Source organism: Corynebacterium sp. Marseille-P8863 (assembly GCF_946902955.1).
GTDB lineage: Bacteria > Actinomycetota > Actinomycetes > Mycobacteriales > Mycobacteriaceae > Corynebacterium > Corynebacterium gottingense.
The window spans coordinates 25,219-50,966 of sequence record NZ_CAMPQC010000002.1 but is presented as its reverse complement, the minus strand read 5'-3'; the positions used below and the strand labels follow the sequence as shown (position 1 = coordinate 50,966).

Below are 25,748 nucleotides of genomic sequence, written 5' to 3'. Positions count from 1 at the left end.
TTGCATCGCTGCAACGGGGTGTGTGGGATTACTCGGCGAACAAGATCGTTCGGGTCTTCTCAGCGCCCTCGCGAACGAGTTCAACCATCCGCTCGCCTTGGCCGATGTCGGTCAGCTTGGCCACCAGAGACGGGAAGTTCTCGTCTGGCCCGATCTCGGTGGCTCGCTGCGCAGCCACGCCAGCCAGCCCCGGCTGGCCTGTGGCGTGCGCGAGCACGGCAACAGTGGCCGTGAGCTGCGAGCGCATCCCTGGCCAGCTGGTCGGGACGGCACGCATAACCTTCTCTATAAACGCAAGGCCCGCCTGCGGGTCATCGAGCAGCGCTGCAAGCAGCGTGTCTCGCAAGCGCGGCGTGGTGAAGCATTTCAGCGCGGATCGAACAGCGCGAGTGCTCGGCTGGGTCATCCCTGCCGCCGCCTGCTCGTACTCACGCTGCAGCACGTCGGAGAACATGGGCGGGATATACGCCAGCGCGTCTTCGATGATGTCGGCGTGCTCGGCAGCGTCGATGCCGTGATCGGTGCTGTTCAACCGTGCCTCGATGTCGTCTTTGCTCGGCTCCGGCAGCTCGCCGGTGTGCTCTAGCATCTGCCGCAGCGCCGCCGATGCGGCGACCTCGCCGACAACGCCGTGGCGCGGCTCGTCGATGAGCGGATGCTGATACACGGACCACCACGCAGCCCCGGTGACGATCTCAGGCACCTGCACCACCCCGAGCAGCGGCGGTAGGTGCACTGCCCCGCTGGTGAGATACGTTGCCGTCTCCTCGAAGACCGGCTGCGCAATGCCATCGCTGATCATGTACGCGATAACAGCGTCGAGTTCGAGGTGGTGGACCCACGCTGCGAACCGCTCGCGGCTCTCGGTGAGCTTTGCAACAGCTTCGTCCAGGTCGAACCGCGCGACCGGGCCGAGGCGGACGGTGTCGACCCCCTCGTCGTCGACGAAGAACGCGAGGATCAGCGAGTTGTTCGGGTAGAAGCCGAGGATGCCGGGGAGGTTCGCGAGGATCTCACCGTGGGATGCAAGCGTGTGGGAATGAGTGGACATGGCAGTGCTCCTTTGCACGAATACGGGGTGTACATGGTCAATCCCGAATTCGGCCCGGCTCTGCCGGTCGCAGGCGTATCCCAGCAGTGCAGCACTCATGTGTGCCGAGCGTCGCTAGCGCAGCCTGATGCCTTCTCGCCGGGTGCGAGCGCTAGCGACGCAGCCTGTGCCTAAGCGTCGGCTTCGATGCGCTTGAGAGCGCGATAGATCGTCGGCCGCGAGACGTTGAGTGTCCTGGCTACTGCGCTGACGGACTTGCCGCCCTCAATAAGCTTTCTCCCGAACGCCACGGTTGAGCAGTCTCACCCCCCGAGATAGGCAGACCCCCCGAACTGCCGGCTCCCGTGGCGTTCCTTCGTTGCCGCCGACCTCGCAATCACTAAGCAATGCCCCGAAAACCTGCGCCGCTTCGTTGGAGCGTCGCAGTTCCGTTTGGTGCAGGATTTTGACCCTAGTGCACCAGCTAGTGCACCAAATGGTGATCCGCTCACAAAATGAAGAAGGCCCCTACCAGCATTTGCACTGGTAGGGGCCTTATCTTAGTAGCGGGGGCTGGATTCGAACCAACGACCTCTGGGTTATGAGCCCAGCGAGCTACCGAGCTGCTCCACCCCGCGTCGGGTGATATTTTCTTTTCACCTGCTGCCGTATCGGCAACGTGAAGTAACTATACTGATCACTTTACCAAAGGCCAAATCCCCTGGGCAGAACCCATAATCGTGAGATTCATACGGCTTGCCCAACGCACGCCCACCACGCTCAGGTTCGTTCACCAGTTCGAACCGACCCGGTGCCGTGTCCGGGCCGGGCGATACAATTGCGCTCCATCCAGTCACACGACGTCAGGAGGCGCCCTTGGGAGAATTACTTCGAGCCGCAATCTACTGTGTTGAGATCCCCTCGCTCCTACCAAAGGAGCGGAACATCCTCGGCACCCTCGCTTTCCTCGCCGACGATTCCGACGAGCCGACGCTCGAACTCGACGGAACGATCCGCCCCGGCCGCACCGGACTCATTACCCGGCTCGGGCCTCCGGGGGCGAAGGGCGGGTTCGCAAGAACAAACATCGTCGCCACGCACATCCCACTGTTCAAAGAGACCGGCTGGATCCGCGAGGTGGAGGAGCCGGCGCTGGATGGCGCATACCAACTCAACCTGGCACGCCTGGGCAGGATGCTCGACCTCACGGAGGCGGCCATGGTGGATCCGGGCGGGCCGGGCCCCGAGAACGACGAAGCGGACCAGGAGAAGCCCGGCGATTTTCTTCGCCCGGCACCGGAGGATCTGCGTGAACAGATCGACCGGCTCCTGGTCCGCAACCCACTAGGGTAAGCGCCTACTGCGCGCTCTGGTACGCCTCCACAGCGCGGTCCAGCTCGTCGAGGGCTCGGCCGTACTCCTCGAAGGAGCCGTCGCGGGCGCCCTCAAGGTTGCGCAGGGCGTCGTTAATGCCCTGCATCGCCTCGTCCTTGTTGCCCGGGGCAGGCGCCTCGCTGTCGCCTTCCTTCGGCTGCTCGGCGGAGGCCTCGGCGTCCTGGTTGTCGGACGCGCCTTCGTCGACAAGCTCGATGTCCTGCGCCGCCTGGGAATCAATGCCCACCTGCTTCAGGGCCTGCGACACCGTCGGCGCGTAGCCAACCTGGCCGCGGTAGAACACGAGCACACGCAGCAGCTTCGGGAACGCGGACTCCTGGTCCTTGCGCTGAGAGTAGATCGGCTCGACGTAGAGGATCTCGCCGCCGCCCACCGGCAGGGTGAGCAGGTTACCGTTCTTCAGGTCGTTCGAACCCTCCCACAGCGTGCGGTCACGCGCGACCTGGTCGGAGGACATCAGCGCGTCCTGCGCCTGCTTCGGGCCCTGGGTCTGCGTATTCGTGGGCAGGACGCGGACCGTGATCTTGCCGTACGTCTCCGGGTTCGAGGACACCGACATGTGCGCCGACAGGAACTCGCGGTTCAGGCCGCGGTACGGGGTGATCAGCTGGAAGGAGGACTCATTGGTCTCCGGGTCAGCGGCCACCACGTAGTACGGCGGCTGGTTCAGCTCCTGACGGCCCTCCGGCGCGGTCGGGTCGTTGGGCACGGACCAGAAGGCGTCGTTGTTGAAGAACACGCCCGGGTCGTCCACGTGGTAGCGGGCCAGCAGTTCGCGCTGCACCTTGAACAGGTCCTCCGGGTAGCGGAGGTGCTCGCGTAGATCATCGCTGATCTCGCTGTGCGGACGCACCGTATCCGGGAACACGCCCATCCAGGCCTTGAGCACGGGATCTTCTTCGTCGAATTGGTAGAGGTCAACAGAGCCGTCGTACGCGTCCACCGTCGCCTTCACCGAGTTACGGATGTAGCCCAGGTTGTTGTTCACCAGGCGCTGCGTGGTCCCGTCCGGGTTCAGCGCGTCCTGCGTGGTGTCCTGCAGCGACGTGTTCGTGGAGTACGGAAGCTGCGACAGCGTGGTGTAGCCGTCCACGATCCACTTCACTCGCCCGTCAATCACTGCGGGGTAGGTCTTGGAGTCCGTGGTCAGCCACGGCGCGACCTTCTCCACACGCTCGCGCGGGTCGCGGTCGTAGAGCAGCTTGGAGTTGCCGCCCACGCGGTCCGACAGGATCATGTTCAGCTCCTGGTACTTCACCGCGTACGCAGCGCGGTTGAACCAGTTGCCAATGTTCACGCCGCCCTCACCCTCGTAGGTGTAGGTGGAGTTGTCCGTGTCATACTCCACCGGGCCCTGCCCGTTGTCGCCCACGATCGCGTAGTCCAACCCATCCTCGGCGCTGGAGATCACTGGGCCGTAGTAAATGCGGGGCTCGTCAACGCGGATGCCCAGCTCCTCGGCGTCCTTCTTCTCCGCCGCCTTCGCGTTGGACTGCAGGTCCGAGACCGTAAAGATGGGCAGACCACCGCGGGTCGAGCCGGCGTCCTGCGCTGCCTCGTCCACGGTGTTCGCCTGCGCGGCCACGAACCCGTTGCCGTGCGTGTAGACCGTGTGGCGGTTGATCCAGTCGCGCTGGTTCTCGCGCAGGGCGTTCGGATCCATCTCGCGCGCAGCGACGACAAAGTCGCGCATCTCCCCGTCGACCTGGTAGCGGTCCATGGCCAGCTGGTCCGGGAAGCCGTAGAAGTTGCGCAGCTGCTGGTTCTGGGTGAACGTGGGCGAGAGCACGTCCGGGTCCAGCAGACGGATGTTGCTGATGGTGGACCAATCGTCCGCGACCTCGTTGTTGGAGACGTTGTCCGAGCCCCAGTTGTCCTCGTACGTCACCGTGTCATCCGTCAGCCCGTAAGCGAAACGGGTGGACTCGATGTTGCGGCCGATGTACTCGCGCTCCTTAGCCTGGCGGTTCGGCTTCACCGAGAACTGCTCGAGCAAGGCCGGCCAGACGTTGCCGATCACCAGCGAGGACACCAGCATCAGCACCGTGGCCAGCACCGGGATGCGGAAATCCTTGTACACCACCGACGCGAAGAACGCCGCGGCGACGATGACCGCGATAACGGTGAGGATCATCTTGGCAGGCAGCATCGCGTTAATAGAGGTATAAGACGCGCCCGTGAAAATGTCGTTTTGCCCGTAGAGCAGGAAGTAGCGCTCCAGCCAGTAGCTCACGGCCTTAAGTAGCATCCACAGACCGGCAGTAAACGCCAGCTGCACGCGCGCCGCCTTGGAGACGAAGCCGCGCTGCCCCGACGCACGGTTGCCAATGCGGATCCCGCCCAGCAGGTAGTGCGCAACGAGGGCGATGAGGAACGCGACGATAAGCAGCATGCTCAGCGTGCCCACGATGGCGGAAAGCCCCGGCAGCGCGAACGCGTAAAAGCCGAGGTCCTTGCCGTACTGCGGGTCGGATACTCCGAAATCGGAGCCGTTGAACCACAGCAGGAATGTGCGCCACATGCGCTGCCCCGCCAGGCCCGACAGGACGGCGACGACCAGCGGCACGACGAAGAGCAGGGAACGAATGCCCTGCTGAATCGTCTCGCGGTACTGCGCGGACGGCGAGAACGGATCCGCCGTGGGCGCACCCGCCGGTCTCCCCCGCCAGGCCAGCAGGGCAGCCGCGTACGCGACACCGCCGCCAACCAGCGCAAAAAGGACGAACAAAACAATGCGGGCAATAATCACCCGGTTAAACACACCGCGGAAGTCGAGTTCCCCGAACCACAGGAAGTCGGTGTACAGACCGACCAGCATGGGCACAAGGGTAAATATTGCGCCGACGACGATGACCGCCGTCAGCAGCGTACGGTTCGACTTTTTCGCGCTGGGTTGAGGCTGGTTGACGCGGGTAGCCAATCCTGCTCCTTCGAAATAGTCTTTACGTGCGTATTAAGCTTCTAGCTTAAAGTTTCAACGATTCGACAGCCAGAAAGGTTCCCGTGCAGCGTCACTTCAGCTCACAGCAGGCCCTGAACAAAGCCATGACGGAAGCTGTGGAGTTCGTCCACGCGGAGGGCTGGGACGCACCGCCCTCACTCTTTGCGCTGGTCCCCTCGCAGTTGCTTATCGACGAGCTGTCGCAACTCACCGACGACGCCGACCACTCCCCCCTCACCCTGGTTGTGCAGGAGCTGCCGGAGCACATCCGCCCCGGTAGCGATGAGCTAGCCGACTACGTCGCGCGCGTCGCGTGGCCCGAGCAGGTCGAGGGCGTCGTCCTCGCCCAGGAGATCATCTTCCGCGACACCTCCGCCGGGCCGGACTCCCAACCGCGCCCCGCGCGCCTCTTCTCCGGCGTGCTGCGCGACGACGACATCGAGCAGACTCTCCTGCAGATGCGGCTTACTGAGGAAGAACTGGAGGAACGTGGCATGTTTGCCCAGGACGAGATCGAGCTGCGCGGCGGGCCCAACGTCGCCCCGAACGTGATCGCCGCGCTGCGCTACAGCCTCGCGCAGGACCCCGACGAGCTGACCTAGGTCGAGCGCTCACGTACTATCGTTACCCATACGCACAGGAAATAAGGAGCCTACCCGTGACGCACCGCCGCACTCTTGTCCCCGCTCTCCTCGCCGCCTCGCTCGCACTTACCGCGTGCGGGAACGGGGACGACGAGACGAGCACTACAGCAGCACCGGCACCGGAAGAGACCGAGACGGCGCAGAGCGAGGCGCCGTCCAGCAGCGCGACGAGTTCCACGGCGGAAAGCACTGAGAGCACTGGGAGCACCGTGAGTTCAGCGTCGAGCACGTCGAAGGAATCGGGCACGCGGGCGTCGACAAGCACTTCTGCGAAAGACAAGACGGTGCAGGAAGTGACCGATTCCTTCGCCGGGCTGGCGCCGGAGTCGCTGTTCGCGCAGCTGGATACGTGCTCGGCAACTGGGGTGAGCGGCTCCTACGACTGCTCCGGCGCGGAGATCGGACAGTTCCAATTCTTCGATTCCGAGGCGAAGGCGGCGTCGACGACGCAGCTGCTCACGGAGCTGCGGTCCTCGCGGATCGTGGAAGATGACGGCGAGCGCATCGTCGGTTGGTCCACGCTGGGCACCTCCGCAATCATCACGGTGGTGGACAATCAGCGCGGCCAAGTGATGCAGCAGCTGGTGTCCTCTGAGCAGGAGGATCCGCGCGAGCGCATCGAGAAGCTGGGCCTGGCTGACGTGGAGGCCGAGGGCGAGACCGCCGCGGGCTCCCCCGCGTCCATGACGCGCACGTCGGCGGCTGCGACTACGACGCAGCGATAGCGTCAAGCGGCGGGGTTTTCGCCGCGTGCTGCGAGGGCCACAGCGCCGCGATCACGCCCACACCCGCCGAACCAACGAGCATCACGCCCACGAGTGCCCAGGGCACCTGGGGACTGTCAAACCCCTCGTCTGCCAACGTGGCAATAAACGCCACACCCAAACCAAGGCCCAGCACCACCCCGGCAAACGCGCCGAAGACAGCGATCTGCACCGATTCCAACGTGATCATCGTGCGCACCTGTCGACGTTGCGTACCCACCGCACGCAGCATGCCGATCTCTTTGCGCCGCTCAATCACACCAAGCGTCAGCGTGTTGATGATGCCCAGCACCGCAATGATCACGGCCAGCGCGAGCAGCCCGTAGAGCACGGCGAGCATCTGGTCAATCTTGCCAGCCAGCTGCGCGGCATACTCGTCGCCCGTCATCACCTGGAGCACCACCGCGTCGCGCACCGCGGCCTCGAGGTCCGCACGCATCGCGTCACGGTCCGCGCCGTCCTCAGCCACGATGCCGACCATGCGCACAAGCTGCGCCTCGGGTGGTGCAACTTGGTCCGCCACCTCGGCGTCGAGCAGGATCCGCGTTGCAACCTCAGTCGGCTCGTAGATCCCCCGCAGCGTCGCCTGCGCTGTCATCCCGGGGACCGGACCTGCGACCTCGTATTCCCGGCCAACCTTCCAGCCTTGCTCGGTGGCCAACTCCTCGTCTGCAAGGAACCCTCCGGCAATGTCGTGGTCTCCGTCTTTCAACTCGAGGGCGAACACCTGGGTCGGATCAGCATCGACCGTCATGGTCAGCTGGGCTTGCTCCTCCAATGAAGACTGCCCGCCGACGGTGGCCGGGACCGCGCCGACGGTCACACGCGCATCGATGCCGTCAACGCCCTCGGTCATGGCGACAGTGTCGCTCGGTGCCGGGAAGTTACCGTTGACGGGGCCTGTGAGCACGTAGTCAGCGCTGATGTGGTCGGCGATATCGTCTTGCAGTGAGGCCTTCATCGTCGCCCCCAGCATGCCGATGACCGTCACCAACGCAACGCCCAGGATCAGCGCGAACGCGGTCGCAGCAGTGCGACGCGGATTGCGGTGCGTATTTGTCCCCGCGAGGGAACCAACCGCTCCGAAGGGCGCACCAACGACCTTGCCAAGACCAGGGACGACAACCGAAGACAGTGCCGGGCCCGCCAAGTACACGCCAACAATCAGACACGCTGCACCAATACCGACGGCGGTGACGCGGGGGTTCGTCGAGGCGTCGATAATCGCCCCGGTGCTTGCCGCCGCAATGCCAACGACGGCGAGCACCACCCCTGCGATCGTCCTGCGGCGCAACGAACCGGGCGCATCTGCGTCGGTACCACGCATCGCTTCGACTGGCTGCACCGAGCCCGCACGCCGGGCCGGGGCATAGGCGGAGAGCGTCGTGACCAGCACGCCAAGCACCAGCGGAACGATGATGGCCGCGGGGCTGAGCCCAAGGCCCGGCTCAAACGGCATGCCCTGGGTGCCCATGACTGCTTTGATCAGCGCGACCAGCCCAATACCGGTAGCAACACCAACCAGCGAGCCCAAGATAGCCACGATGGCGGATTCCACCACCACCGAGCCGACGACCTGCGGCTGCGAGGCCCCCAGCGCACGCAGCAGCGCAAACTCCTTGGTGCGCTGGGCGACGATCATAGAGAACGTGTTGGCGATGATGAACGTGCCGACCAGCAACGCAATCAGGCCGAAGGCAATGAGCAGGTAGCGGATCGCTGTCAGCGCGAACGCCATCTCCTCGCGGGCCGCGTCCGCAAGCGCCTCGCCGGTCTCTGCTTCCACGTCGTAGGTGCTGCTGAGGTGCTGCGCAAGGTCCTCTGCCGTGGTGCCTTCGGCAGCGGAGAGCTTCAGCTGCACAGGGTCGCCGTACACGTCAAGGAAGGCGGGCGCGGCCATGCTGATCGTGATGTCGTCGCCAAGCTGCGACGCGGGGGTAGACACCCCCACGACGGTGACCGTGTCGCGATGTTCCGGGTGCACCAGCATGAGCCGATCACCGAGCCCAATACCGTAGTCCTCAACGGCAGATTCGCTTACCAGGACTTCGCCCGCGCCGCGTGGCGCGCGACCTTGCACAAGCGCGTTCTCCCCGCCCACAGTCTGCTCCGGTGGGTAGTACGCGATCACCTCCGAGGTATCGCCTTGCGTTTGATACGCCACAGCGTCCTCGTTTGCAATCACCACGGGTTGCGGGCTCAGCACGTTGACCTCGCGCACCAGCGAGTCCTGCGCAAGCCGGTCGCGCATGCTCGCGTCAAGTGGAGGGCCATCCCCGTCCTTGTCCCCTACGCCTACATCCACGCCGCGATAGACGTTGTTGACCGCCGCGTCGAACGTGTTCGACAGCGAGGTAGTGAACATGAACGAACCGGAAACAAACGCCGTTCCCAAAATGACCGCGAGCACGGTGAGTCCGAGCCGAAGCCTGTGTTGCGCGATGGTGCGCAGCGAAACGGTGCGCATTGCGTTGCGTGCCATGTCAGCCCTCTATTTCCGCCATGACGGTGTGAATATCCTCCATCGTCGGGTCGCGAAGCTCCCGCACGATCCGGCCATCGGCGAGGAAGAGCACTCGATCAGCGTAGGACGCAGCCTTCGCATCGTGCGTGACAATGACCACGGTCTGCTCGTCTTTGTCCACCGCCGTCCGCAAAATGTCGAGCACCTCAGCCGTGGCGTTCGAGTCCAGGTTGCCGGTCGGCTCGTCGCCGAAAATGATCTCTGGGCGCGATACCAGCGCTCGCGCGCACGCAACACGCTGCTGCTGCCCACCGGAGAGTTCCGCCGGGCGGTGATTGAGGCGCTGCGCCAGACCTAACCGGGTGGTGATCTCCTCGAGCCATCGTTCATCCACGTCACGCCCCGCAATATCAAGGGGAAGCGTGATGTTTTCCCGCGCGGTGAGCGTGGGCACCAGGTTGAAGGACTGGAAGATAAAGCCCAGGCGATCGCGACGCAGCTGCGTCATCTCCCGGTCACGCAGGTTGGTCAGGCAGGTCTGGCCGATGTAGGCCTCACCAGAAGTGACCGTGTCCAGCCCCGCCATTGCGTGCATGAGCGTGGACTTGCCGGACCCGGATGGCCCCATGATGGCGGTGAACTAGTTGCGATGGAACTCGACCGTGACGTGGTCAAGCGCAACAACAGCGGTATCTGCGTCGCCGTATTGCTTAAAAAGGTTCTCGGCCCGGGCGGCGGCGGTCATGGCGTGTTCTCCTTGCGAGCAGCGTGGCTTCACCATCTATTTTATTGCGCTTTGCAGGAGAAATGCAGGCAAAAGGGCGGGGTGAGCGCTGTGCAGTCGCTCACCCCGCTCCTGACACGAGCGCGTGCGAAGGTCTAGAGCTCGGTGCCGTCCTCGCTGCCGTTGTCCTTGCCGTCGCCGTCCTCGCGCTTGAGCTCCGGGTTGTTGCGCAGCTCCTCCTCGAGCTTGCTAAACTCCGCATCGAAGTCCGCGTCGGTGGTGTCGTCCAGCAGCGTGTCAATGAACGCTGCCGGGTTATCCAAGTGCTCCGCGTCCGGCAGGAAGTCCGGGTGGTTCCAGACTTGATCGCGGCGCTCGACGCCCACGGCATTGTCCACGCGGCGCCACAGCTCCGCTGCCTCGCGGACCTTCGGGGCGCCGAGCTCAATGCCGACGATGCTGGCAAAGGCCTGCTCTGCGGATCCACCGGTGGCGCGTCGGCGCGCCCACGCCTCCGCGAGCTGGGCAGCAGACGGGATGCGCTCCGCCAGCGACGCGTCGACGACCACGTCGACCCAGCCCTCCACCAGCGCGAGCAGCGTCTCCAACCGCGAGGTTGCCCCAGCGTTACGCGACACCACACGCGGGGAGAGGTCCATGTTCTGCAGGTTCTGCAGCGCCTCCTGGATCTGCTGCGGGTCGCCCGATTCCAGGTTGAGGCTCCGCGTGGCCTCGTCAATATTGGAGGTGTCAATCTCCAGGCCCGCGGCGTACTCCTCCACCGAGGCCACGATCCGCTCGACCAGCCACGGCACGTGCTGGAACAGACGCTGGCGCGCGGCCTCTCGCGCCGCGATGTAGACCAGCACCTCCTGCCCGGGCACCGAGAGGTCCTTGGAAATCCGGGTCACGTTCTTGGGCAGCACCGACGCCACGCCGCGGGGCGCGACCGGCAGGCCGAAGTCCGTGCCGGTGAGCGCCTGCTGCGCCAGATCTCCCAGCGCGTGGCCCAGCTTCATGCCGAAGTTCATGGAATTCATCGAGTTCATCATGCCGGCGAGGGGGCCCATCATCTCGCGGGCCTCAGCGGGCATCTGGTCTAACTGCGCGCGGTTCATATGCTCCGCAACTGGATTTACCAGGCGCTTCCACATCGGCATGGTCTCAACCAGCCAATCGTCGGCGTTCCAGGCCTGCGCCTTCGAATCTGCAGCGGGCAGCGTGGTCGTCTCGCTCAGCCAGTGGTTGACCAACCCAAGCGACTCCTCCACCGCCTTCTTATCGCCGGCGGAGACCGCCGCCTTGTCACCAACACGCTGGCGGGCCATGCGCAGCGCCATGTCAAAGTTCACGGCCGAGTCGCCCGACTGGCTCGCCTGATTAAACGAATTGCCCATGCCGGACAGCATCTGGCCGAACTGGTTCAGCATGTCGCCGAACCCGCCGCCCTGCTGTCCGCCACCAAACCCGAAGGCGGCGAAGGGGTTCGACGCGTCGCCACCGTTGTTGTCGCCGCGCTTGTTCTTGTCTTCGTCGTCATCATTGTTGGGAAAGGAAAATCCAAATCCGTTATTCATACCTGCCACGATACATAGCGCCGACTCTTGCGCGCGAGCACTTTTTGCGCAGACCGGGACGCTGAGAGCGAACACGGTGATCGATGACGGCTGCGCTAAGATGCGCTGCGTGGAAGAACAGGAAGACGGGGCGCAGCCCCAGGCGGACGCATCCGCGCAGGAAACCACTCACAGCAGGCGGTGGTCAACCGTGGTGTGGGGAGCGATCCCCGTGGCAGCACTCGCCGTCATGATGTCCATCAACCACGTCCCCGGCACCAACATTTCCCTGGCCGTGCCGTACGCGGCGGAGGGCCCCGGCCCGATGTTCAATACCCTCGGTGAGGTCGAGGGAGAGCCGGTGATTGACATCGAGGGCACTGAGACGGACCCCGTCTCGGGCAACCTCAACATGACCACCGTGTCCGTGCGCACCAACATGTCGCTCGCGCAGGCGGTCGGCCGGTGGATCGGCACAGACGACACGATCGTGCCGGTGGAGCAGATCATCCCGCCTGACGTGGACGAGGAGCAGATGCGCCAATACAACCAGGCCGAGTTCGCCGCTTCGGAGGGCAACGCGACTGTGGCCGCCATGCGCTACCTGGGCAAACCGACCCGCGTGCTGATCCACGACCTAGTGGATGACTCCCCCGCGTCCGGTGTGCTGGAAGCAGAGGACGTGATCACCCGCATCGACGGTACCCCCGTCACCGAGCCCAGCGAGGTGCAGGAAAAGGTTCACGCCCACTCCCCCGGCGACGAGATCACCGTGAGCATCGAGCGTGACCGCGCCCCGATGGACGTCCGCGTCCGCCTCGGCGAGAGCCCCGAGGACAAGGGCACCCCGATGGTAGGCATCCTCATGACCTCGGAGCCTGGCGGCGACGTGACGGTCAACTACAACCTCAACGACGTCGGCGGCCCCAGCGCCGGCATGATCTTCTCGCTGGCCGTGATAGACAAACTGAGCCCCGGCGAGCTCAACCACGGCAAGTTCGTCGCCGGCACCGGCACCATCGCGGAGGACGGCGAGGTCGGCCCGATCGGCGGGATCCAGCACAAGCTCGCCGCAGCGCGCGACCAGCACGTCGAGCTGTTCCTCGCCCCGGAGGGCAACTGCGACGCGGTCCGCACCGTCGACCCCGGCGACATGACCGTGGCGAGCGTGGGCTCACTGCAAGACGCCGTCACCGCCATGGACAACTTCGCCGCGGGCAAGGAAGTCCACGGCTGCGGTGAGTAGCGCTCACCCGAAGCGCTGGTAGGCCTCCAAGTAGCCCTTCGCCCGCTCCGCCCGCGGCGCCCGGTCCGCCCACTCCCAGAACTCGGCGGAGTGCCCGGCGATAAACGTGTGCACCAGCTCGTGGACGATCACGGCGTCGAGCACGTAGTCCGGGACGCCCTTGAGCCGGGAGCTGATCCGGATGTCGCCGGTGGTCGTGGTGCACGACCCCCAGCGCGTCTGCTGGTTGTCCACCCAGCGGATGGAGCCGACGCGGGCGCGGCCGTCGAGCACGGTGTCGTTCAGCTGCGTGGCGCGGGCGGTGAGGTTGGCGTCGTTAAGCGCGCTCGCCTGCGTCTTCTTCGCGACGCGCGCGAGCATCTCCTCCACGGTCTGGGCCTCTTGCGCCTGAGAAAAACGCGCGGGGATTCGGATCTCCACGACGCCGCCGACCAGGCGTGCCTGCACAGACCGGGTGCGGCGGGCCGAGCGGATGACGCGGTAGGGCTGCTCGCTCACGCGCGTCACCGGAACTCCGCGAGCGTGTCCAGCACGCCCTGGCCGTACTGCTCAATCTTGGCGGGGCCGACGCCGGAGATGCCGAGGAGCTCGTGCTCGTCGGCGGGCATGGCCTCCGCGATAGACAGCAGCGTGGCGTCCGTGAACACGATGTAGGCGGGCTTGCCGGCCTCGCGCGCCTGGTCCCTACGCCAGCGCTTGAGGGCGCCGAAGACGGCTTCGTCGTAGCTGGGCTCGCAGTCCTCGTGGCGTCCCAGCGTCTTCTCCGCGGGGGTGAACAGCAGGTTGTTGCACACGCGGCAGCGACGGTTGCGCTTCAGCCGCTCGGGGGCCTTCTCCACCTCCAGCTCGGGGGCGATGCCGTCGAGGAAGCGCGAGCGGCTGCGCGACTTGCGCCCGCCCTCCTGTCTGGCGAAGGACCAGGACAGGCGCAGGTGCTCGCGGGCGCGCGTCACGCCGACGTAGAACAGGCGGCGCTCCTCTTCAACCTGGTCATCGCCCGCTTTGATCGCGTGCGAGATCGGCAGCGTGTTCTCCACCAGACCGATCAGGAACACCGCGTCCCACTCCAGGCCCTTCGCGGCGTGCAGGCTGGCCAGCGTGACGCCGTCCACCGACGGCGGCTGCTTCGCGTCCGCGCGGCGGCGCAGCGACATCAGCACTTCCGGCAGGGTCTCCGCCTCGCGGCTGCGCACGATCTCCTCAATGAGGTCCACCAGCGCGCCGAGGGTCTGCCAGCGCTCGCGCGCCTTCGCGCCCTCCGGCTCGGTCGGCGTCAGCCCCAGCGGGCCGAGGGCGGCGCGGGCCACCGCCACCGGATCGTCCGGCAGGTCGCCGCGGCGCGATGCAGCAACGAGTGCGCGGATCGCCTCGCGGATCTCGCCGCGCTGGAAGAAGCCCTCCCCGCCGCGGACCTGGTACATGATGCCCGCGTCCGCGAGCGCCGCTTCGAACGCCGCCGACTGTGCGTTGATGCGGTAGAGGACGGCGATTTCTCGGGCGGGCACGCCGGCGTCGAGAAGCTCCCTGATCTGGATGGCTACCTCGCGCGCCTCGGTCGGCTCGTCATCGTACGCGGTGAACGTGGGCTGCGGGCCGTGCTCGCGCATGCCCTGCAGCTCGAGCCGGGTGCCCGCCTCGCGCCCCTTCGCCTTCCCAATCACGGTGTTGGCCAAGTCCGTGATCTCCGGGGTCGAGCGGTAGTCGCGCTGCAGCTTCACGACGGTCGCGTGCTCGTACGTCCGCGAAAAGTTCAACAAGTATTCCGGGGTCGCGCCGGTAAACGAGTAAATGGTCTGGTTGGCGTCGCCGACGACGGTGAGGTCGTCGCGCTGGCCCAGCCACCCCTCCAGGACGCGCTGCTGCAGCGGCGTGACGTCCTGATACTCGTCCACCACGAAGGACTGGTACTGGGCGCGGAACTCCTCCGCCACCGCGGGCGCGTTCTCCAGCGCGCCCGCGACGTGCAGCAAGAGGTCATCGAAGTCGAGCAGCATGCCGTCCGGCGACGTCTTCGACTCCTCGTAGGCGCGGTAGACCTGGGCCACCTTCGCCGCGTCCGCGGGCGGGGTGCGCTTCGTGCCCGCGACTCGCTCGGCGTAGTCGTCCGGGCCGATGACGCTGGACTTCGCCCACTCGATCTCGCCGAGGAGGTCGCGCACCATTTCCTTGCCGGAGTCCAGCCCGGCGGAGCGCGCCGCGCGGCCAACGAGCGGGAACTTGTTGTCCAGCAGCTTCCACGGCAGGTCGCCGGCGATCTGCGGCCAGAAGTACTGCAGCTGACGGCGCGCCGCAGCGTGGAAGGTGCGGGCCTGCACCCCGCCCACCCCCATGGTGCGCAGGCGGTCGCGCATCTCGCCCGCGGCGCGTTGCGTGAACGTCACCGCCAACACCTTCGTGGGCGCCACGATCCCCTGGTCCACCAGGTTGGCAATGCGGTACGTGATGGTGCGCGTCTTGCCCGTGCCGGCGCCCGCGAGGATGCACACCGGGCCACGCGGAGCGGTGGCTGCCACGCGCTGGTCCTCATCCAACAAACTCAAGTCCACTGCCATCGGTGTGTCCTTTGTCCTTCCCTCTTAGATCTCGCCTGCGGCCCAGCGCTCAATCAGCTGCCGGGCGATGCTGCCTTCGGGCGCGAGCGTAAGCTCGCCCAGGTCCTCGCGCGTCGCCCAGATGACCTGGCTGAGCTCTCCATCTGTGTCCCCCACCTGGGCGTCGTTGACGGTGCGGGCGCGGAAGCCCAGCATCAGCGAGCCCGACAGCGCCCACGGCTGGGACCCAACATACGTGATGTCGGTGACCCGCCGCCCCGTCTCCTCCATGACCTCGCGCGCGAACGCGTCCTCCGCGCTCTCGCCCACGTCCATGTAGCCGGCGATGCAGGTGAAGAACCCCGGGCGGCGGCGGTTTTCCCCCAGCAGGATGCGGTCGCCGGCGGCGTGCTCGACGACCCCGATCACGCACGGGTCGATCCGCGGGAAGATCGGCGTGCCGGACGCGCCGCGAGCGACGATCCCGGACTCGCCCCAGGTCAGCGGCGAGCCGTCCGTCGGGTCGAAGGCGTAACGCTCCCGCGCAGCCAGCAGCCCCACGGCCCGGGAGACGAGGTAGTTGTCCGCATGGCTGCGCGCGTGGCCGGTGCGCGGGGCGAGGTCGGCGGCGCTGGCGGAGCGCAGCCGCGCGGCGGTGACCTCGGGCGTGATCTGCACCCGGGTGGTCACCTCGATCCCCGCCGGAAGCTCCGGAAACAGGAGTGGTGCGCCCTCGGCGGTGAGGGGGAGGTGCGAGGTGGCGTCGATAAGCAAGAGCACGGGCGCGCTACTCCGACGGCTTCTGTGCCTCGGGCGACTCCTGCGGCTGGGTCATGCGCACGTAGAGCAGGCGGTCGCCCGGCTCGACGGTTTCCGCCTCGGGCACGTCCATGCGGTAGAGCTCTCCGGAGCGGACGACGCCGAGCACGATGTCGGCGAGGTGGCGCGGGTTGGAGCCGACCTCGTCGTCTGCGATGGGGCGCTCCGCCACGGCAAAGCCCTCGTCGGGGCTGAGCAGGTCCTCCATCATCTCCACCACCGGCGGGGTGACGGTGGCGAGTCCCAGCAGGCGGCCCGTCGTTTCCGCGGAGACCACCACTGAGTCCGCGCCGGACTGCATGAGCAGGTGCTGGTTTTCGCTCTCGCGGGCGCTGGCCACGATCATGGCGCTGGGGGCGAGCTCGCGCACGGACAGCGTGACCAGGACCGCGGTGTCGTCCGAACTCGGGGCCACCACGACGGAGCGGGCGCGGGTGATGCCGGCGACGCGCAGCACGTCGGACTTGGTAGCGTCGCCGTGGACGGTGACCAGGCCGCGCTTCTCCGCCTGGCCCAGGGTGACCGGGTCCGAATCGATGACGACGATGCTGGTGGGCGCGGTGTCACCGGCGAGCAGGGCGTCCACTGCGGAGCGCCCCTTCGTGCCGTAGCCGACGACGATGGTGTGATTACGCACAGTTCTCCTCCACTGCTGAATTTGGAGTGTCTTACGGGAGTCCTCCGTAAGCACGGACAGGGTTGTACCGACCAGGAGCATCAGGAAGGCGACGCGGGCCGGGGTGACCACGAAGATGTTGACCAGGCGCGCGCCTTGCGTCACCGGCGTGATGTCGCCGTAGCCGGTGGTGGACAGCGACACGGCCGAGTAATACAGGGCGTCCACAAACGTCAGCGGCTCGGAGTAGCCGTTCGAGTCCAGGTACACGATGAGCGCCATGGCCAGGACCAGCACCGCCGCGTAGCCGAAGCGGCGGGCAATGAGCACCCACGGCGTCGTGCGCTCCGCGGTCGGGATATTGATGACGTCCAGGAGCGTATGGACTGGGATGTCGTCGCGCTCCTCGTCGTCGCGGACCCGGTCGCGCCAGGCAAAGGGGTAGCGCAGCTGCATCGAATCGGGCTCCCTTCTGCTCTATCGCTCCGCCGCAGGTACGGCAGGGTCGGTGGACGGAATTGTCTCCGAATCCGAAACATTATCACCGTCAACGTCGAGGAGCTGTTCCAGCTCGTCCGCGCCCGGCAGGTGCTCGGGTGCGAAGGTCTCGCCGGTGCGCACGTAGAAGAACACCGCGCGCACCGGGGCGCCATCGCCCGCGATCCTGCGCCACGCTTCTTGGTAGACGGCCAACTGCAGTTTCGCTGCCTCCATCTGCGTCGGCTTCGGCTTCTCGCCGGTCTTCCAGTCCACGACGACCCACCCTGCGCCGCCCGCATCCCGGAACACGGCGTCCATCCGGCCGCGCACCACGGAGGTACCCAGGGCCAGCTCAAACGGATATTCCACGTGGGCCGGGGTCCGGGCGGCCCACTCGCTGCGCTCGAAGGAGTCCTTGAGTCGGCGCAGCGTCGCGGCGTCCACCTCCGCCTCGTCGCCGCCGGGCAGCTCGTCCTCCGTGAGCAGCGGGCGCTGCCCGTAGAACTCTTCCAGCCATTCGTGGAACGCGGTGCCGCGCTTGGCGTAGGTGTTCGGCTTGAACGGGACCGGCCTGCGCGCCCGGCGCGCGAACTGCTCCTCGTCCGCCTTGAGCGCGACGACGTCCGAGGCCGTCAGCTCCGCGGGCATGACCACCAGCGTGTCCGGGGACTTCGCCCGTTCGTGTTCCTCGATGAGCGCGGTGACGTCGCGTTCCCACAGCGAGAAGAGTTCGCCCTCCGCGAGCTCGGGCAGCTTCTCGACGCCACGCACCCACCCCGCGGCCTCCACCTCCCCCGGGGCGAGCTGGTAGGCGGGCCAGGTGCCGGTGGCGGGGGCGTCGACAAGCGCCGGGGCGTCCTCGGCGGGCGTTTCCTCGGCCTCCGCTGCCTCGGCCCACTCGACCGTCTCGGGGACCAGCTGGCGCAGCGGGGCGAAGTGCTCGTAGGGCTTCGCGTCGCGGCGCACGTCGGGTTTGCGGCGCGATCCGGTGATGAGGAGCTTGCGCTCCGCGCGGGTCACGGCGACGTAGAACAGGCGCGCCGATTCTTCCGCCAGGCCCGCGCGGACGAGCTTGAGCCAGGCGTCGGCGGCCTTTTCAAACTGGGTGCGGTTTTCCACCTCACCGAAGTCCGGCAGGTATTCGGGGTTGCCAAACGACGCGTCGGGCACGCGCTGGACCCAGGTGAGGAATGTCTCCGCCTTGGCCGCGTACGTGTTGGCGTCTGCGTGCAGGACGGCGACGGTGTCCCACTCCAACCCCTTCGCCTTGTGCGCTGTGAGGATCTGCACCCGGTCCGTGCGTGTCGGCACGTTGCCGGGTGCCAGGCCGTCCTCGTGCTCGCGGGCGAGCGCGAAATAGTCCAGCAGTCCCTCCACGCTGGTGCCGGGGTAGGCGGCGACCGCGGAGAGCAGACTGTCCAGGTGGACGGTGCCTGCGGTGTTGCCCATCCCCTGGCGGGCCAGGACCTCGGTGCGGATGCCAAAGACGTCGATGATGTCCGCGAACAGGTCAGGCAGGCGTTTGCCCAGGCTGTTGGTGCGCAGGGAGCGGAGCTTAGCCGCCAGGTCCTGCAAGCGGCGCAGTCCTTCCTCGCTGTATCGCTCGGGCTCGCCCAGGTCCGCCACCGCGTCGGCGAGGCCTGCGGGGCGATCGGTAGACGCATTGAGTTCCGCGGCGCGGGCCACGAGCTCGTCCAGCTGGGCCGCCAGCCGCTCCTGCGCGGTCTGCGGGTCCGCGTGCTCGGGCCCGCTGGGGTCGACGCCGGCGCTGGCTCCGGTCGCGCGCAGGTTCACCGCACGCGAGGCCAGCGCGGCGAGGTCCGCCAGGCCCAGGCCGACGGCGGGGCCGCCGAGGATGCGCAGGGCGGCTGCCGAGTCCGCGGGCCGCACCAGCATCGTGGCCACCGCGAGGGTGTCGGCGACTTCGGGGATGTCCAGCAGCCCGCCCACGCCGACGATTTCGAAGGGCACGCCGCGCTCCGCGAGCGCCTCCGCCATCTCGGCGGAGTGCCGGTTCTTGCGCACCAGCACGGCGGCGGAAAACGGTGCGTTGTCTCGCGCGCACTGTACGTATTGGGCGGCCAGATCGTCCGCCACGAACGCGAGTTCCTCCTTGTTGGTGGCAAAGAAGCCGAGTGCGACCTCGCCTGCTTGCGCCCCGGGGCGGGCCGCCAACGGCGCGACAGCGCGGTTGTCCCCGCGCCTGAGGACCGCGTCGGAGATGCTGTTCGCCAGCGCGAGGACCTCCGGCGGGTTGCGCCAGGACGTGGTCAGCTGCTTCTTCGGCGCGGGTGCGCCGCCCGCGGCCGGGAAATCGTGGACGAAGGCCTGGAGGTTGGCGGCGGTGGCCCCGCGCCAGCCGTAGATGGCCTGCATCGGGTCGCCGACGGCGGTCACGGTGAGGTCTGGGTCCGCGCCCTGCCCGAACAGGTTGCGCAGTAGCACGCGCTGGGCGTGCGAGGTGTCCTGGTACTCGTCCAGCATGACCACGCGGAAGCGCTGGCGCTGCGCCTTGCCCACGCCCTGGTGGTCGCGCGCCAGCTTGGCGGCGACCGACATCTGCTCATTAAACGTGACCACCCCGCGCGCCCGCAGCTCCTCGTTCAGGGCCCGGGCCAGCGGCAGGTATGCGCGGCGTTCCTCCTGGGTCGCGCGCCATCCGCGCAGCTTCTTGGTGAATTCGGTGCGCGCCCGCGGCGCCAAGGGCAGCGACTCCGTTTCCGCGAGGAACGCCGCCGCCTCCTGGTCTACCTCGTCGGGCGTGGTCAGCTCGTTGCCCATGGAGGTCATCAGCGCCAGCAGCCCGTCCACCACGGTGGACACGGACGGGTTGCGCCCGTCGGCGGAAATGATGCGTCCGGGGTAGTCGGTGACCACCTCCGTGGCGATGGCGTACAGTTCCGCCGCGGTGATGAGCCGCGAGTCCGGTTCCACGGGCACGAGCAGCCCAAACTCGCGGACGAGGTCTCCGGCGTACGCGTCGTACGTAGCTACGGTCGGGGCGATGACCTGCAGCGCGTCCGCGAGCTGCCCGCCCGGGTCCAGGCGGCGCACCAGGTCCTGGTTGGCGGCCAGCGTGCCGAGCCGGTCGCGGATGCGTTTGCCCAGCTCCTGCGCCGCCTTGCGGGTAAACGTCAGGCCCAGGATCTCGTCGGGGCGGGCGTAGCCGTTGGCCACGAGCCACACCACGCGCGCGGCCATGGTCTCCGTCTTTCCGGCCCCAGCGCCGGCGACCACCAGCAGCGGGCCCGGTGCCGCGCCGATCACGTCGGCCTGTTGCTCGGTGGGCGGGAACTTTTGCTGCAGGTACCGCGAGAGCACGGTTGGTGACATATCAGGCGTCGTCTGCGACACGGGTGACCACCTCTCCTTCCGGTTGTACTGGGCACAGGGCGCGCACCGCGCAGCGCTCACAATGCGGCCCGGCCACGGCGCGCAGCTCGGGCCCCGCCAGCGCCGCCGGCAGCGGCTCCAACAACTGTGTGAGTGCGTCCAGCTCCTCGGGCGTTTTCGGCGCCTGCTCGCGGGTGGCGCGCTTCGTTTTGTCCGCATTCGGGTAGACCAGCACGGCCCCGCCCACCTCCAGCGGCTCGTCGCCGTCGCGCGCGGTGGTGACGGCGTTCCCGTCGATCCGCCCCCGCGACAGCGCCAGCTGGTAGGCGGCGAGCTGCATGTTCTCGGCCGTGTCGGCGTTCGTTGGCACCGCGCTGCCCGTCTTCAGGTCCACGATGTGGACCTTCCCGGACTCCTCGCGCTCAAGCCTGTCCAGCCGCCCGGCGATGCGCACCGTATCGCCCACGTCCACGCTCACCGGGATCTCCACCCCAACCTGGGTAAACGCGCTTCTGGATTCCTCCAGCCACTGCGCGGTCCGCTCCAGCATCGCCTCGAAGTCAGCCACGTCGCGCTCCGCCTTCCACGCCGGCCCGTCCTCGGCGTCGCGCCGCGCCGCCACGGCCGTCGCGCGCGCCTCCGCCTCGTCCACGTCGCGCCCCAGCGCCTCCAGGTACGCGTGCGCCATCGACCCGTAAATCATCGCCAGGTTGTCATCCAGCCCAACCATCCGCTCAAGCACCTCGCGCATCGGGCACTGCAGTAGCCGCTCGATGCGCGACGGTGACAGCGTCGTCGCCTCCGCCAGGGCAGTGCTTACCGACGCCCCTCCGATCCCCCACCACTGCGCAGGATCAGCCCCGGGCACACCGGCTCGGCCCAGCCGCACCAGCTGGCGCACCGCCTGCTCCCGCACCGCCTCGCTGCTCTCGGGCGAGGCGAGCGCCCGGCGCAGCTCCGCGACGATCTCGTCCCGGGCGAGCAGGCGCACCCGCGCCTCCGGCTCCGCGTCGCCCCCGACCCCGCTGGTCTCTCGGGCGAGCTCCACGTCCTGGGCCTCGATGTCGAAGTCGCGACAGTACTCCTCGATGAACCGCGAGGGGACGATCAGCTCGTCACCGTCCTGATCGTCCACCGCGGTGACGAGCACGCGATCCGTCGCGCGTGTGACAGCCACCCAGAACAGTCGGCGCTCCTCGGCCAGGCGCTCGGCCGTCCGCGAGATCGGCACGTTCGGCTCAACCCCGTTGTCCAGCAGGTCCATGAGGTCCTCCTGGCGGAAGAGCGAGCCGGTTTCTCCCAGGCTCGGCCACGAGTTCTCCTGCACGCCGGCCACGATGACGCGCGCGAACTCGCGGCCCGCCACGCCGTGCGCGGTGAGCAGCGCCACCGCGTCGGGCGCCGCGCTGCGGCGGTCGCGCACGCCCGTCGGCAGCTCCTGCGCGTCGATGTCCGCCACGAACGAGTCCACTCCTGCTGCTGCGCGGCGCTCGGTGAAGTCGCCGGCGGCGTCGAAAAGCGCCATGACCGCGTCCAAGTCCCGGTCCGCCTGCGAGCCGCTCGCCCCGCCACGCAGGGCGACCGCGAGCAGGTGGTCCGACAGCCCGGTCGCGTGCCAGAGCGCCCAGAGCACCTCCTCCACGCTGCCGCCGTCCGCCTGCGCGCGCCTGGCGGCGTCGAGCACCCGCCGCACGCGCGTGAGGATCGAGAGCTCGCGGTCCGTGAGCACGGGGCCGAAGTCCGGCAGCTCCGCAGGGCTGAGCAGCAGGCGGCGCAGACTCTCCTCCGCGCGCACCTCGGGTTCCCAGCGGCGCAGGCCGCGCAACAGGCGGCGCAGGGTGACGGGGTCGGCGCCGCCGACGGGGCCGAGCAGGAAGTCGCGCCACTGCGCGGGGGTGAGCTCCTGGTCTAGCGCGCGCAGGCCGGTGAGCAGGGCCGCGACGATGCGCTGCTCCCCGAGCACCACGTCGGTGGGGTTGAGCATCACCGGCACCCCGGCGTGCAGCAGCGCGCGGCGCACCGGCTCCAGCATCGGCGTGGAACGCACCACGACGGCCATGTCCCGGTAGGCCACCCCGTCCTCCAGGTGCGCGCGGCGCAGGGCGTCCGCCGCCGTGGCGTGTTGGGCGGCGTCGCTCCGCGTGACGGCCACGCGCCGCTCGGGGTCGCGGCGCGACTCCCCCAGGTCGATCACCTGGTGGTCGAGACCGCCCAGGTCGTGGAAGAAGCGCGGGGAGGCGCCGCGGAAGTGGAAGATGGACTGGGCGACGTCTCCCCCGACCACGCCGAGTTCTGCGCCGGAAAGGAGCCGCCGCACGAATTCGGCGGGGGCGGGGGCGAGGTGCTGGGCATCGTCGACAAGCACTGCGTCCCACCTAGGCACCTCCCCGCGCAGGACCTCGCTGACCAGCTCGGACGCGGAGAACCTGGTGGCCGGGGTGAGCGCCATGACCTGCTGGTACTCGCGCAGGAAGTCGGCGGAAGCGCACCAGATGGGCACGTCGTAGCGCTCGCCGAGTCCGCGCAGCTCGTCAGCGGTGAGCCCGCGCTCGACCGCGCGCAGGAGCACATCGCGCAGCTGTCGGGCAAAGCCGAGCATGCCCATCGCGGGGCGCAGCTCCTCGGGCCAGGTGCCGCGTACATCCTCCACCTGGCCGGCAAGAAGCTCGCGGATCACGGCGTCCTGCTCGGCGCCGGAGATCAGGCGGATCTCCTCGTCGAAGCGCTGCCGCAGCACCGCGAACGCGAGCGAATGGACGGAGCGCACCATCGGCTCGCTGGCGACAAACCCGCTGCGCGCGAGCCGGTCGGAGATCTCTGCGCGCAGCCGGGCCGCCGCCTCCTTGGAGTCCGTGACCACGACGACGCCGCTGGCGTCCCCGCCTTGCTCGGCCAGCCGAAGCGCCGCGGCCACCGCCGTATCCGCCAGGAAGCTGGACACGCCGGAGCCGGCCTCGCCGGTGACCTTCCACAGCCCGCTCGCCGGAAGCGTGACGGGCCACGAGCGCTGCGTGGTCGTGCGGCGGCGCGGGACAAGGCGCGCGCGGGGGATCCGCGCGGCGGGAGTCATCGGTTCGGTGCGTGGGGTTGGCATGCGCCCTAGTCTGCCAGGCTAGGCGGACACGAGGACCTCACGCACCCACGAAACCCTCGAACCTATGTTCGCACCCGCGGTGCGGGCTGCGATTTCACGGAACTCGAGCGCCCGCTCAGCCAAGAACCCCACGTCGGGGATGTGCGCCCAGCGCGACACCACGCCATCATCCACCGCCCCGGCGAGCAGGCCGTCCACCATCGTCAGCGCGGCGGTATACCCGCGGGGGCGCGGGCTCACCGAGGGCACCAGCTCCGTCACCACCGGCGCATCCGTGCCGGAAAACAGGCAGCAGGCGAGGAAATCGATATGGGCGGTGACCAGCTGGTTCTCCGCGGGGTCCAGGTCGAAGCCACGCCATGCCGCGCGGTCCGCCTCCGCCCACGCATCGTCGCGGGGTGCGGGTGGGGCGTTGAACTGGGTCAGTGGGGCGTCGATAAGCAACGCCGCAGCGATCGCCTCATCGACGCGCGCGGCCGGCTCCCCTGGCGCGAACTCGTTGGCGCAAAACCCGTTGACCACGAGGCGGCCGTCGGTGGAGCGCACCGGTCGCGCGAAGCGGACGCCGCCGAGCGAATCGCCCAGCTTGTCGCGCACCTTGCCCGACCAGGCGGCGGTCTGCGTCGCGCGAGCCACCACAACGTGGCCGAAGCGCAGGCCGTTGTCCCACGCGGGCGAGGTCGGCGTGCCGCGCCCCTCCAACTGGAAGGCGGAAAGTACGTGCTCCGGAATCAAGGCGCCCCCCTAGCTCGCCGCAGGGCGCGGGTAGGGCCACGGGTTGGCCAGGCACGTGTCCGGGTTATCCGGGTAGACCTCTTCCGGGTCAAAGGAGTGCAGCTGGCCGTTGTTCAGGCTCAGGGTCTGCTGCATCATCACCGGCGCGAGGGCGCCATCCGCCGGGCACGGCTCGTGCGATGCGAAACCAAGAGCGTGCCCCACCTCGTGGTTGATCAGGTACTGGCGGTAGCGGCCCAGGTCGCCCTCGAACGGCGCTGCGCCGCGCACCCAGCGGGCCTCATTGAGCACCACGGTGTCATCCCCCGTGATCATGGTCCGGCAACTCGTTTCCATGTCCAGCTCCATGCCGCACATCTCCTTAGCGGTGTTCAAGGAGGTAAGGCGGATCTTCACGTCCGGGTTGTCAGCGCCGGAGACGTGCTCGAAGCGGAAGCGCGGGTCGTTGGTCCAGCTGCGCGGATCCAGCAGCGTCGCGTCCACCATTTCAGCGACGGCTTGGTCGCCGCCGTACGGGTTGGTATCCACCCCGTTTTCCACCTCGACGACGTAGCGCAGCGTCAGCTCGTCGCCCTTGCCCCCGTTGGCGCCCGGCGCGCCCACCTCGCGGTACGTGCCCTCTCCGGCCTCCGCGATCGGTCCACCCGGCGGCAGCTCCAACGCGTTCTGCACCCCCTCCGGCAGTTCGGCGGGCTTGCGCTCGACGTCGCCCTCAACGCCGCCCTCGTCACTGCTCGAATCCTGGCCTGCGGCGCCAATTCCGCGCTCGGAGTGCCCCTCCGAACCGGCAGCGTCCACCACGGGAGAGCCCGGGTTTTGGAACATGTTCACTACGACGAGCAGCGTCAGGACCGCGAGGACCGGGATTGCGTAGGCACGCCACCCGTACTCGCGGGCAAAGCGGACGAGGCGGCCTTCGCCGCCGTCATCGTCGCCATCCCACTCACCGAAGAAGTCCTCCGCGTTGGCGTTTGCGTCATCCGCACCCGGTGCGTCCACATCGCGCCGGTCGTTCGCGTCGGGCCACTCGGCGTTGCTCTGCCTCGTCGTCATAACCTCTCAATCTATCGCATGAAGCCGACAGAGCGCGCGGTGGTCGAGCCCTGCTCCACGTACGCGATCCGGTCCGTGCGGATGAGGTAGGTACGCTCCTTCTCATCCACCACCTTCAGGGTCGACTGCCCGGACTCAATCGCCTGTTCAACCACGCTGAGGATGTCCTCCTGCCCTTCCGGCAGCTTGATCACGAGTTCGCGCGCGGTGTCGGCCAGACCAAACTTGATGTCCATAAAAGCGGGTCACGTTCCTTCACTAGTAGTTTTGCTTGTACCGGCTCGTTGTTAAGCGGTGGCCCTATTGTAACGGCCCCAAGCTAA

18 protein-coding genes, 1 tRNA gene and 1 pseudogene are annotated in these 25,748 nt (G+C 67.7%); 4 read left to right on the top strand and 16 right to left on the bottom strand.

Annotated features, from left to right (window positions below; all coding sequences use genetic code 11):
* Positions 1-28: 28 nt before the first annotated feature.
* From OVO38_RS02225 to OVO38_RS02220, 3 genes are all read right to left on the bottom strand, one after another.
* Positions 29-1,051, bottom strand: coding sequence for a DUF4192 domain-containing protein (locus tag OVO38_RS02225; protein ID WP_267207666.1), 1,023 nt, complete (start codon positions 1,049-1,051; stop codon positions 29-31).
* Positions 1,052-1,221: 170 nt separating this feature from the next.
* Positions 1,222-1,341, bottom strand: coding sequence for a helix-turn-helix domain-containing protein (locus OVO38_RS12445; protein WP_083583987.1), 120 nt, complete (start codon positions 1,339-1,341; stop codon positions 1,222-1,224).
* Between the two features lie 253 nt (positions 1,342-1,594).
* Positions 1,595-1,668 (bottom strand) — tRNA-Met (locus OVO38_RS02220).
* A 238-nt stretch (positions 1,669-1,906) separates the two neighbouring features.
* On the opposite strand from OVO38_RS02220, the gene OVO38_RS02215 reads away from it, so the two are divergent.
* Positions 1,907-2,383, top strand: a complete 477-nt coding sequence (locus OVO38_RS02215; protein WP_095536373.1) for a hypothetical protein — start codon at positions 1,907-1,909, stop codon at positions 2,381-2,383.
* 4 nt (positions 2,384-2,387) lie between these two features.
* Here the strand turns inward: OVO38_RS02215 and OVO38_RS02210 are convergent, their stop codons facing one another.
* On the bottom strand, positions 2,388-5,291 hold the full coding sequence (locus OVO38_RS02210; protein WP_416358561.1) for a UPF0182 family protein: 2,904 nt from the start codon (positions 5,289-5,291) through the stop codon (positions 2,388-2,390).
* Positions 5,292-5,470: 179 nt separating this feature from the next.
* Between OVO38_RS02210 and OVO38_RS02205 the strand changes: the two genes are divergently transcribed.
* Complete coding sequence (locus OVO38_RS02205; RefSeq protein WP_095278810.1) at positions 5,471-5,968, top strand: PPA1309 family protein; 498 nt, start codon at positions 5,471-5,473, stop codon at positions 5,966-5,968.
* A 56-nt stretch (positions 5,969-6,024) separates the two neighbouring features.
* On the top strand, positions 6,025-6,735 hold the full coding sequence (locus tag OVO38_RS02200; RefSeq protein ID WP_267207664.1) for a hypothetical protein: 711 nt from the start codon (positions 6,025-6,027) through the stop codon (positions 6,733-6,735).
* Here OVO38_RS02200 and OVO38_RS02195 read toward each other — a convergent pair.
* The 3 genes and pseudogenes from OVO38_RS02195 to OVO38_RS02185 all read right to left on the bottom strand — a co-directional run bounded on the left by OVO38_RS02195 (position 6,719) and on the right by OVO38_RS02185 (position 11,539).
* A complete protein-coding gene (locus OVO38_RS02195; protein WP_267207663.1) occupies positions 6,719-9,256 on the bottom strand; it encodes an ABC transporter permease in 2,538 nt (845 codons plus the stop codon). The genes OVO38_RS02200 and OVO38_RS02195 overlap by 17 nt on opposite strands.
* A gap of 1 nt (position 9,257) precedes the next feature.
* Positions 9,258-10,019, bottom strand: a pseudogene (locus tag OVO38_RS02190) (ABC transporter ATP-binding protein).
* Between the two features lie 98 nt (positions 10,020-10,117).
* The gene (locus OVO38_RS02185; protein ID WP_267207662.1) at positions 10,118-11,539 is read right to left on the bottom strand and encodes a zinc-dependent metalloprotease; all 1,422 of its coding nucleotides are present in this window, start codon (positions 11,537-11,539) and stop codon (positions 10,118-10,120) included.
* A 109-nt stretch (positions 11,540-11,648) separates the two neighbouring features.
* On the opposite strand from OVO38_RS02185, the gene OVO38_RS02180 reads away from it, so the two are divergent.
* Complete coding sequence (locus OVO38_RS02180) at positions 11,649-12,764, top strand: PDZ domain-containing protein (protein WP_323746816.1); 1,116 nt, start codon at positions 11,649-11,651, stop codon at positions 12,762-12,764.
* Positions 12,765-12,767: 3 nt separating this feature from the next.
* Here OVO38_RS02180 and OVO38_RS02175 read toward each other — a convergent pair whose 3' ends face one another.
* From OVO38_RS02175 to OVO38_RS02135, 9 genes are read right to left on the bottom strand one after another with little or no spacing between them, the layout of a single operon-like run.
* Entirely contained in the window at positions 12,768-13,262 is a 495-nt protein-coding gene (locus OVO38_RS02175; RefSeq protein ID WP_267207661.1) for a M48 family metallopeptidase, read from the bottom strand.
* A 5-nt stretch (positions 13,263-13,267) separates the two neighbouring features.
* Complete coding sequence (locus OVO38_RS02170) at positions 13,268-15,316, bottom strand: ATP-dependent DNA helicase UvrD2 (protein WP_095547509.1); 2,049 nt, start codon at positions 15,314-15,316, stop codon at positions 13,268-13,270.
* 24 nt (positions 15,317-15,340) lie between these two features.
* Positions 15,341-16,075, bottom strand: coding sequence for an NAD(+) diphosphatase (locus tag OVO38_RS02165; RefSeq protein ID WP_267207660.1), 735 nt, complete (start codon positions 16,073-16,075; stop codon positions 15,341-15,343).
* Between the two features lie 7 nt (positions 16,076-16,082).
* Positions 16,083-17,186: a potassium channel family protein gene (locus tag OVO38_RS02160; protein ID WP_154880319.1), complete on the bottom strand. Its 1,104-nt coding sequence runs from the start codon at positions 17,184-17,186 to the stop codon at positions 16,083-16,085.
* Positions 17,187-17,207: 21 nt separating this feature from the next.
* Positions 17,208-20,543 carry an ATP-dependent helicase gene (locus OVO38_RS02155; protein ID WP_267207671.1) on the bottom strand — a complete coding sequence of 1,112 codons (3,336 nt, stop codon included), beginning with the start codon at positions 20,541-20,543 and terminating at the stop codon, positions 17,208-17,210.
* Position 20,544: 1 nt separating this feature from the next.
* A complete protein-coding gene (locus tag OVO38_RS02150) occupies positions 20,545-23,637 on the bottom strand; it encodes an ATP-dependent DNA helicase (RefSeq protein WP_267207659.1) in 3,093 nt (1,030 codons plus the stop codon).
* 18 nt (positions 23,638-23,655) lie between these two features.
* The gene (locus OVO38_RS02145) at positions 23,656-24,372 is read right to left on the bottom strand and encodes a hypothetical protein (protein WP_095536383.1); all 717 of its coding nucleotides are present in this window, start codon (positions 24,370-24,372) and stop codon (positions 23,656-23,658) included.
* 9 nt (positions 24,373-24,381) lie between these two features.
* A complete protein-coding gene (locus OVO38_RS02140) occupies positions 24,382-25,425 on the bottom strand; it encodes a DUF3152 domain-containing protein (protein WP_267207658.1) in 1,044 nt (347 codons plus the stop codon).
* Between the two features lie 11 nt (positions 25,426-25,436).
* The gene (locus OVO38_RS02135) at positions 25,437-25,661 is read right to left on the bottom strand and encodes a DUF3107 domain-containing protein (RefSeq protein WP_095278790.1); all 225 of its coding nucleotides are present in this window, start codon (positions 25,659-25,661) and stop codon (positions 25,437-25,439) included.
* Between the last annotated feature and the right edge of the window lie 87 nt (positions 25,662-25,748).

Excerpts from the sequence above, each read along its gene's own strand:
- OVO38_RS02140 (WP_267207658.1), bottom strand. The coding sequence starts at position 25,425 with ATGACGACGAGGCAGAGCAACGCCGAGTGGCCCGACGCGAACGACCGG.
- OVO38_RS02195 (WP_267207663.1), bottom strand. The coding sequence starts at position 9,256 with ATGGCACGCAACGCAATGCGCACCGTTTCGCTGCGCACCATCGCGCAA.
- OVO38_RS02155 (WP_267207671.1), bottom strand. The coding sequence starts at position 20,543 with ATGTCACCAACCGTGCTCTCGCGGTACCTGCAGCAAAAGTTCCCGCCC.
- OVO38_RS02150 (WP_267207659.1), bottom strand. The coding sequence starts at position 23,637 with ATGCCAACCCCACGCACCGAACCGATGACTCCCGCCGCGCGGATCCCC.
- OVO38_RS02185 (WP_267207662.1), bottom strand. The coding sequence starts at position 11,539 with ATGAATAACGGATTTGGATTTTCCTTTCCCAACAATGATGACGACGAA.
- OVO38_RS02225 (WP_267207666.1), bottom strand. The coding sequence starts at position 1,051 with ATGTCCACTCATTCCCACACGCTTGCATCCCACGGTGAGATCCTCGCG.
- OVO38_RS02170 (WP_095547509.1), bottom strand. The coding sequence starts at position 15,316 with ATGGCAGTGGACTTGAGTTTGTTGGATGAGGACCAGCGCGTGGCAGCC.
- OVO38_RS02205 (WP_095278810.1), top strand. The coding sequence starts at position 5,471 with ATGACGGAAGCTGTGGAGTTCGTCCACGCGGAGGGCTGGGACGCACCG.
- OVO38_RS02135 (WP_095278790.1), bottom strand. The coding sequence starts at position 25,661 with ATGGACATCAAGTTTGGTCTGGCCGACACCGCGCGCGAACTCGTGATC.
- OVO38_RS02160 (WP_154880319.1), bottom strand. The coding sequence starts at position 17,186 with ATGCAGCTGCGCTACCCCTTTGCCTGGCGCGACCGGGTCCGCGACGAC.